The organism is Streptomyces sp. 2A115 (assembly GCF_052245575.1).
GTDB lineage: Bacteria > Actinomycetota > Actinomycetes > Streptomycetales > Streptomycetaceae > Streptomyces.
Genome location: NZ_JBQQCG010000049.1, coordinates 75,218 through 83,981, shown reverse-complemented (window position 1 = coordinate 83,981; position 8,764 = coordinate 75,218). Strand labels below are relative to the sequence as shown.

7 protein-coding genes and 1 pseudogene are annotated in these 8,764 nt (G+C 72.1%); 3 read left to right on the top strand and 5 right to left on the bottom strand.

What is annotated here, in order from left to right; genetic code table 11:
• Window positions 1-40 precede the first annotated feature (40 nt).
• Window positions 41-1,303, bottom strand: a complete 1,263-nt coding sequence (locus ACTWQR_RS34270) for a trans-sulfuration enzyme family protein (RefSeq protein WP_443231102.1) — start codon at window positions 1,301-1,303, stop codon at window positions 41-43.
• Window positions 1,304-1,363: 60 nt separating this feature from the next.
• Between ACTWQR_RS34270 and ACTWQR_RS34265 the strand changes: the two genes are divergently transcribed.
• Window positions 1,364-1,867 (top strand): Lrp/AsnC family transcriptional regulator, encoded by a 504-nt coding sequence (locus ACTWQR_RS34265; protein ID WP_443231101.1) that lies wholly within the window; start codon window positions 1,364-1,366, stop codon window positions 1,865-1,867.
• A gap of 33 nt (window positions 1,868-1,900) precedes the next feature.
• Entirely contained in the window at window positions 1,901-3,592 is a 1,692-nt protein-coding gene (locus tag ACTWQR_RS34260) for a DUF885 domain-containing protein (RefSeq protein WP_443231100.1), read from the top strand.
• 165 nt (window positions 3,593-3,757) lie between these two features.
• Here the strand turns inward: ACTWQR_RS34260 and ACTWQR_RS34255 are convergent.
• The 3 genes and pseudogenes from ACTWQR_RS34255 to ACTWQR_RS34245 form a co-directional block, all read right to left on the bottom strand.
• Window positions 3,758-3,863: pseudogene (locus ACTWQR_RS34255) on the bottom strand (SDR family oxidoreductase); the annotation flags it as partial.
• A 154-nt stretch (window positions 3,864-4,017) separates the two neighbouring features.
• Window positions 4,018-4,533: an immunity 21 family protein gene (locus ACTWQR_RS34250; RefSeq protein WP_443231099.1), complete on the bottom strand. Its 516-nt coding sequence runs from the start codon at window positions 4,531-4,533 to the stop codon at window positions 4,018-4,020.
• A gap of 121 nt (window positions 4,534-4,654) precedes the next feature.
• Window positions 4,655-5,173: a rhodanese-like domain-containing protein gene (locus tag ACTWQR_RS34245; protein WP_443231098.1), complete on the bottom strand. Its 519-nt coding sequence runs from the start codon at window positions 5,171-5,173 to the stop codon at window positions 4,655-4,657.
• 94 nt (window positions 5,174-5,267) lie between these two features.
• Here ACTWQR_RS34245 and ACTWQR_RS34240 point away from each other — a divergent pair, with 94 nt between their 5' ends.
• Window positions 5,268-5,714, top strand: a complete 447-nt coding sequence (locus ACTWQR_RS34240) for an Lrp/AsnC family transcriptional regulator (protein WP_443231097.1) — start codon at window positions 5,268-5,270, stop codon at window positions 5,712-5,714.
• A gap of 31 nt (window positions 5,715-5,745) precedes the next feature.
• On the opposite strand, the gene ACTWQR_RS34235 is transcribed toward ACTWQR_RS34240, so the two are convergent.
• Window positions 5,746-8,733, bottom strand: a complete 2,988-nt coding sequence (locus ACTWQR_RS34235) for an AAA family ATPase (protein WP_443231096.1) — start codon at window positions 8,731-8,733, stop codon at window positions 5,746-5,748.
• Between the last annotated feature and the right edge of the window lie 31 nt (window positions 8,734-8,764).

Here is an 8,764-nt window from a genome sequence, read left to right as displayed (position 1 = left end):
GGCCCGTGCGTAGCACGCCGGGCCTGCCGCCGATCCGCTTTCACCGGGTCGCTTTCACCGGGTCGCCTTCGCCGAGCGTCGTTTCCACCCGCCTGCCCCGCCCGTCCCCCAACGCCCCGTCCAAGTCTTTCCAAAGATCCTCCACGTCCTCCAGCCCCACCGACAGCCGCAACAACCGGTCGCCGACCCCGGACCCGCGCCGGTCCTCCGCGTCCACGACGCGATGACTGATCGAGGCCGGATGCTGGATCAGCGTGTCGACGCTGCCGAGGCTCACCGCCGGAGTGATGAGGCGAACGGAGGCGATCACCTCGTGGGGAGCGCCATGGATCTCAAAGGCGATCATGGCGCCGCCGAGCCGCGGATAGTGGACGCGAGCGACGCGCGGGTCGGCGGCGAGGCGGCGGGCCAGTTCCGCGGCGTTCGCGGAGGCGGCCCGGACCCGTACGGGCAGCGTGGACAGCCCGCGCAGCAGCAGATAACCGGCGAGCGGATGCAGGACACCCCCCGTGGCGAACCGGACCTGGCGCAGCCGCCCGGCGAACTCCTCGTCGCAGGCCACCACTCCGGCCATCACGTCACCATGACCGCCCAGGTACTTGGTGGCGCTGTGCAGTACGAGCCGGGCGCCCTGCTCGGCGGGCCGCTGCAACACCGGCGTGGCGAACGTGTTGTCCGCGAGCAGTGGAACGCTCCCACAGGCGTGGGCGATCGCCCGCAGATCGAGTTCGGCGAGCGTCGGATTGGCGGGCGACTCGACCAGCACCAGACCGGTGTCCGGCCGCAGGGCGTCCGCGATCCCTGCCGGATCGACCCACGTGACCTCGGACCCGAGCAGGCCGGCCGTCAACAGGTGGTCGCTGCATCCGTAGAGGGGCCGTACGGCCACGACATGGCGCAGGCCCATCGCGTTCCGCACGAGCAGCACGGCACTCAGCGCGGCCATGCCACTCGCGAACGCGACCGCGCTCTCGGTGCCCTCCAGCCGCGCGAGGGCCGTCTCGAAGCGGGCGACGGTCGGGTTGCCGAGGCGGCCGTAGACCGGCGGTCCCTCCGGCGCGGCCCCGTCCGTGGCGAAGGCGTCGATACGGGCGGCTTCGCCGCGGCTGTCGTACGACGGATAGGTCGTTGACAGGTCGATGGGCGGGGCGTGCAGCCCCTGCCGGGCGAGGTCGTCCCGCCCGGCGTGCACGGCCTCGGTGGCCAGGGCCCGCGGCGCGGTCCCCCTCACCTTGACCCTGACCCGCACCGCTCCGTCCACGTCGTCACACGTGTCGTCCACATCAATGCTGCCGAAGTCCATGCGCACCAGCCTGAACAACGAACGGAGCGTGAGCGCGGAATCCCGTGTTACGTTCGGTCCATGGCCGAATCCGTCGTACTGGACCCGGTGGATCTCCACCTCCTGCGGCTGTTGCAGAACGACGCCCGGACCACCTACCGCGACCTCGCGGCCCAGGTCGGTGTCGCGCCGTCGACCTGTCTGGACCGGGTGACCCGGCTGCGCCGCTCCGGCGTCATCCTCGGCCATCAGCTGAGGCTCGATCCGGCCAAACTGGGCAGGGGCCTGGAAGCGCTGCTGTCCGTACAAGTCAGGCCACACCGGCGGGAGTTGGTGGGGCCGTTCGTCGAGCGGATCAGGGCCCTGCCGGAGTCTCGTACCGTCTTCCACCTCACCGGGCCCGACGACTATCTCGTGCACGTCGCGGTCGCGGACATGGCGGACCTGCAACGGCTGGTCCTCGACGGCTTCACCGCGCACCGCGAAGTGGCCCGCGTCGAGACCCGGCTGATCTTCCAGCAGTGGGACTGCGGGCCCCTGCTGCCGCCGGCCGCCCCTCGCACGGCCGCGGCGGAATCCAGCTGACGCGCACGACCTCCTCGTATGAGGATGGTTCGCATGTCAGAGACGAAGAACCCGCTGCCCCGAGAGGTCGCCGACGCGTACGTCGACGACCTCATCGCCCTCGACCCGGTCACCGGTACGTATCTCGGCGTGAAGGAGAGTTCGAGCAGGCTGCCCGACACCTCGCCCGCCGGTCAGGAGGCGCTCGCGGAGCTGGCGCGGGCGACGCTGGCACGGCTCGACGAGGCGGAGCGGCAGCCGGGCGCTGACAGTGACATCGAGCGGCGTTGCGGACGCCTGCTGCGCGAGCGGCTCTCCGCCGAACTCGCCGTGCACGAGGCCGAGGAGGGACTGCGATCCGTCGGCAACATGGCCACGGCCGCTCACTCGGTGCGGGAAGTGTTCACCGTGACACCGACGGAGACGGACGAGGACTGGGCCGCGATCGCCGAGCGGCTGCGTGCGGTGCCCACCGCCCTCGCCGGTTACCGCGAGTCCCTCGCGCTCGGCCTGGAACGCAAGCTGTACGCGGGCCCGCGCCCCACCGCGACGTTCGTCGAGCAGCTCACCGAGTGGTCGGACACGGACGGCTCGGGCCGAGGCTGGTTCGAGGACTTCTCGTCGGCCGGTCCAGAGACCCTCCGAGGCGAACTCGACGAGGCGGCCCGCGCGGCGACCGCCGCCGTCGTCGAGCTGCGCGACTGGATGCGTGACGTCTACGCGCCCGCGATCGAGGGCGCGCCGGACACGGTGGGCCGTGAGCGGTACGCGCGCTGGTCGCGCTACTACAACGGTACGGATCTCGACCTGGACAAGGCGTACGCGTACGGCTGGGCCGAGTACCACCGGCTCCTCGGCGAGATGAAGAAGGAGGCCGAGAAGGTCCTGCCCGGCGCCGAGACCCCATGGGTGGCGCTCGCGTACCTGGATGAGCACGGCCGGCACATCGAGGGCGTCGACGAGGTCCGCGAATGGTTGCAGGGCCTGATGGACCAGGCGATCGAGGAACTGGACGGCACGCACTTCGAACTCGCCGAGCGGGTACGGAAGGTGGAGTCCCGCATCGCCCCGCCGGGCAGCGCCGCGGCCCCGTACTACACGGCACCGTCGGAGGACTTCTCCCGCCCCGGCCGTACGTGGCTGCCGACGATGGGGCTGACCCGCTTCCCGGTGTACGACCTGGTGTCGACCTGGTACCACGAGGGTGTCCCGGGCCATCACCTCCAGCTCGCCCAGTGGGCGCACGTCGCGGAGAACCTCTCCCGCTACCAGGCGACCGTCGGCGGCGTCAGCGCCAACTGCGAGGGCTGGGCGCTGTACGCGGAGCGGCTCATGGACGAACTCGGCTTCCTCAAGGACGCGGAGGAACGGCTCGGCTACCTGGACGCCCAGATGATGCGCGCGGCCCGCGTCATCGTCGACATCGGCATGCACCTGGAACTGGAGATTCCGGCGGACTCCCCCTACCACCCGGGCGAGCGCTGGACCCCCGAGCTGGCGCAGGAGTTCTTCGGCTCCCACAGCAGTCGCCCGGCGGACTTCGTGGAGAGCGAGCTGACCCGCTACCTCTCCATCCCCGGCCAGGCCATCGGCTACAAGCTGGGCGAGCGCGCCTGGCTCCTTGGCCGCGAGAACGCGAAGAAGCACCACGGCGACGCGTTCGACGCGAAGGCCTGGCACATGGCGGCGCTGTCCCAGGGTTCGCTGGGGCTGGACGACCTGGTGGACGAGTTGTCACGGCTCTGAGCCCGGACAGCGGCCGGGCTCGTCGAACTGAGGTGAGCCCGGCCGCCGACCGTCCCCGCATCGACGTCACGGCCCCCGCCGGAACCCGCCCTCCGAGTCGATGACCTGACCGGTGACCCACTCCGCCTCGTCCCGCGGCCCCGGCCGAGCTGATCGCCACGGCCGCGAACCCGCCGCGCCGGCTGGCGCCGGTGACGAGGGCGGTCCGGCCGCGCAGCGGCAGGGGGTCACGGCGCAGGTCTTCGGTGGTGGGGGGAGGGAGTCGGGGCATGGCGAACCATGATGGAGGGCGCGTTCGTGCGCCGCACGTGATTTCCGGCGCCGGCCCATTCGAAGCGCGGGCCCCACTCGGAGTCAGGGCGGGCCACGGCACCGGAGATGAATCTCCATGCCGACGGCCCGAGTTGGTACACCTCCGGTCTGAATCAGCCTGCCAGCCGCCGCAGTTGGACGAGCCCGATCCACGTCTCCGGCCCCGGCTCCACACGCGCCGCACGCACCGCGTACCGCCCCGGCTCCAGCGCGACCCGCAGATGCCCCGTCTTCTGGCACTCGTTGCCGGGCCAGGCAGCGTCGAACAGGACCACGGCTCCGGGGATCTCCCAGGGCACCTCCCGCTCCCACACGGCGGTTTCGAGGGCCGTCGGAACCCCGGCGAGGAGTTCGTGCTCGGACTCCGCGGCGGACCACCGTACGAAGGTGTCGTGCTCGGGCAGATAGGCCGTCGAGGCGGGATCGTCGCCGAGGACGAGGGCCGTGGTGTTCCCGACGGGGAGCAGGCCGATGAACCCCTCCACCTCGCACGCCCTGTCGTAGTCGGACGCCAGCTCGACGCCGTCCGCCCCCGTCCAGAAGGGCAACACAACTTCCGGTATCGCAATGAGCGGTCCTCCGCCCGACTCAACCCACTCGACCGAACTCGGATCCGCGTATCTCGCCATGCGGAGAAGTTACACGCCGGGCGGGCCCAGAATTGACGATTCCTTTGCCTGACTCCCAAGATCGTCATACGACTGTTCCCGTACGGATTCCCCACGGGTTCCGTACGGATCCCGTGAGAGGTCAACAGCCGCAGTCCGCCGCGGCCACCGGCACCGTCAACGGGTCGGCGGCACGCCGCTCACGCCCTTCCCAGGTCTCGAACTCGAAGCCCTCCCGCACCCAGTACTCGAAGCCGCCGAGCATCTCCTTGACCTGGAAGCCGAGTTCGGCGAGGGCGAGGGCGCCCCGGGTCGCGCCGTTGCAGTGCGGGCCCCAGCAGTACGTGACCACCGGCACGGTCCTGTCGAGGAGTTGCTCCGCCTGCTCGGGGATGAGCGCGTTGGGAAGGTGCATCGCGCCGGGCACGTGGCCCTGGTCCCAGGATTCCGTGGAGCGGATGTCGATGAGGACGAAGCCGGGTCCGCCGTCGGCCGCCAGCGCGGCGGCGACGTCGGACACGTCCGTGTGGAAGGCGAGGCTCGCGGAGAAGTAGGCGGCGGCCGCGGCGGGCGATGCCGGGGCGACGCGCAGAACGGGGTTCGCGGCGGTGCCGGTAGTGGTGGCAGTCGTGGTGCGGGGAGGGGTACTTGTCTCGGTCATGGCCAGAAATCTACGGCTCGGTGACCTCTTCCTGAAGGGCCGATCCACGGTCCTACTCTTGATCAGCCAGGGATTTCCCTGCTATTCATCGTCCATGACCGCGTATTCCCCGGACGCCACCGACTGGCGCATCCTCGACGTCCTCCAGCGCGAGGGCCGGGCCAGCTTCGCCGAGCTGGCCCGTGCCGTCGCCATGTCCGCGAGCGCGGTCACCGAACGGGTGCGTCGGCTGGAGGAGGCGGGCGTCATCCAGGGGTACGCGGCGGTCGTGGACCCGGAGAGCCTCGGCCTGCCGATCCTCGCGTTCGTGCGGCTGCGCTACCCCAACGGCAACTACAAGCCGTTCCACGACCTGGTCGCCGCCACGCCCGAGATCCTCGAAGCGCATCACGTCACGGGCGACGACTGCTTCGTCATCAAGGTCGCGGTCCGCTCGATGGGTCACTTGGAGGAGGTGTCGGGCAAGATCAGCACGCTCGGGTCGGTGACGACGAGCGTCGTGTACTCGTCTCCCCTGCCGCGCCGCCCGATCGGTCACTGACACCGCTGTCGGTCTCCGGCCCTGCTGTCGGTCACTCTCCCCGTTGCCGTACGACCGATCCCGACCGCCCCTTCACGACCTCCAACTGCGCATGGATCCGCCGCCGCAGATCCGCGACATGACTGACGATGCCCACGCTGCGGTCCCGCTCCCTCAAGGAGTCGAGGACGTCGAGCACCTCGTCGAGCGTCTGGTCGTCGAGGCTGCCGAACCCCTCGTCGATGAAGAGCGTGTCGAGCCGCACGCCCCCGGCCTCGTCGGTGACCACGTCCGCGAGGCCCAGCGCGAGCGCGAGGGAGGCGAAGAACGTCTCGCCGCCGGACAGGGTCGCCGTGTCGCGCTCGCGCCCGGTCCAGGCGTCGACGACATGCAGGCCGAGGCCACTGCGGCCGCGCCCGGCGCGGTCGTCGGAGTGGACGAGGGTGTAGCGCCCGGAGGACATGCGCTGAAGGCGCGCGGTCGCGGCGGCCGCGACCTGCTCCAGGCGGGCGGCGAGTACATAGGACTCCAGGCGCATCTTGCGCTCGTTGTCCGCGGAGGTGCCCGCCGTGAGGGTGGCGAGGCGGGCCACGCGGTCGTACTCCTCGCGCAGCGGCCCCAGTCGGCGTACGGACGCGGCCGCCCGGACGGTGAGCCGGTCGAGCTCCGTGCAACGCCGGGCGGTCGCGTCCCGCGCGGAGGCGGCCTCACGCACCCGCCGGCCGGCGTCGGAGGCGGCCTGCTCCGCCGCCTCCAGCTCGGCGGGCGGTCGCTGCGCGGCGGCCGCCGTCTCGGTCTCGGCGAGCACCGCGCGGACGGCCACCTCCTCCTGCTGCCAGGCGTCGAGCCGCCGTTGCAGCTCGCGGTGGGCCGCGTCGTCGAGGAGCGCGGCCGCCGCGGCCTGCGGTGTGTCGAACCCGGCGCGGAAGGCCGCGTCGGCGAGTCGCGCGTCGGCGTCCTTGAGCCGCTGCGCGGTGTCGGCAGCGACGCGCGCGGTGTCCGCGGCCTCGGTGAGCAGGCCGACCCGCCGCTCCAGTTGGGCGGCGCGCGCGGACACGCTGTCGGCGGCGCCTCGGGCCTGCGTCAACTCCTCTTCCAGGGAGGCTTTTTCGCGGTCCAGCGTTTCCCGGCGGCCCACCCGGGACGCCACACTGACCGCTGCCTGCTGCCGGGCGGCGGCTCGCCGTTCGCGCTCCTGCTCGCCTCGTCTCAGCTCTTCGTTCGCGGCGTGCAGCCCCGCGGCGCTCCTCCGCGCCTCCGTGAACAGGCGCTCCAACCCCTCGACCTGCTCGGCGAGTTGGTCAGTGGGGGTGTCACCCGCCTCGGCAGTGGCGGCGGCCAGCGCCTCGCGTACGAGGCCGAGCCGCTGTTCGTCCTCGGCGCGCTGTTTGTCGGCCCGCTGGTAGACGGCCAGTGCGCGCTCCTCCGCCTCGCGGTCGACGTGCCCGGCGACCTTCCGCGCGGGTGCGGGGTGTTCGGTGGCGCCGCAGACGGCGCAGGGTTCGCCGTCGGTCAGGCTCGCGGCCAGTTCGGCGGCGATGCCGTTGAGGCGCTGCTCCTTGACGTCGAGCCAGTGGGATCGGGCCTGCAACGCCCGTTCCCCCGAGGCGAGGACCTGCTTCTGCGCCTCGTCCGTGTCGCCGGCGAGCTGGTCGCGCATCCGGGCCGCCGTGAGCCGCTTCTGGGCGGGCTCCCGCTGGAGGGCGAGCTGCTCGGCCCGGGTGGCGGACTCCTGGGCCGATTCGATGTGGGTCTGGAGGCCCGCCCGGGTCGCCTCCCACTCGGCGAGCCAGAGCTCGGCTTCTTGCAGTACGTCCTCGTCGGCCCGCTCCTGGCGGTCCAACGTGTCGCGTTCGGTGACGAGTTCGGTGAGCCGGTGCTCGGCGCGGCGGGCCGACTCCAGTCCGCCCAGCTCCTCGGCGGCCTTGCGAGCGGCGGCCGCGAGGCCCGTGGCACCGGCGTCGGCGAAGGTCTCCGGGAGCAGTGCACGCGCGCGTGCCTCGGAGTCGGCCGCCCGCCGGTGCTCCGCCTCCGTCGCCTCGCGCAGCCCGAGTGCGGGTGCCACCGCCTCGGCCTTACGGGCACGCTCCATCCGCGCCTGGGCCTCCCGGTGCGCGCCGGACCGCTCCTCCAGCCGCGCGGCCCGCTCCCGCGCCTCGGCGAACCGGCGCTGGAGCCGCGCCACTTCCCGTACGTCCTCGAGTTCGCGATCCGCCGCGACCTGCGCCGACTCGGCGGCCGTCTGCGCACAGTGGGCGACGGTGAACCTCTCGCGGGCCGTGGTCCTGGCGACGGCCGCCCACTCCAGTACGGACTCGGCGAGCCCCGGGTCACCGGGCTTCAGGTCGGGCAGGGGCAGCTCCACAATGTCACCGGCCGCCTGCTGCATGCGGTGCGCGTCGGCGAGCAACTCGGCGTCACCCGCCCGCACTCGGGTCTCGGCCGCCCGCCGGAGTTCGGCCAGCCGCTGCTCGACGGCGGCGAAGCGGCGGGTGTCGAAGAGACGGCCGAGGAGCCTGCCCCTGGCCTCGGCGTCGGCCCGCAGGAAGCGCGCGAAGTCGCCCTGGGGCAGCAGCACGACCTGGCAGAACTGCTCGCGGCTCATGCCGAGCAGCTGGGTGATCTCCTCGCCGATCTCCTGGTGGGAGCGGCTGAGGTCCTTCCAGGAGCCCGCTGAGGTGTCGTACTCCCGCAGCCAGCTCTGCGCCTTCTCCATCGTCGTGCCGGAGCCGCGCTTCTTGGCGCGCTCCCACGGCGGCTGCCTGGTGAGCTCCAACCGTCGTCCGGCGACGGTGAGTTCGAGGGTCACCTCGGTGCGGGTGCCGGACGCCGCGTGGTCGCTGCGCAGCGAACCGCCCTGGCGGGCGCCCGGCACCGACCCGTACAGCGCGTAGCAGACGGCGTCCAGGACGGAGGTCTTGCCGGCGCCCGTCGGTCCGTGCAGCAGGAAGATCCCGGCGGCCGAAAGGTCGTCGAAGTCGACCTCCTGAGCGCCGCCGAACGGCCCGAATGCGGTGATCCGCAGCCGGTGCAGCCTCATCGGGTCCCCGCCCCCTCGATGTCCACGTCGT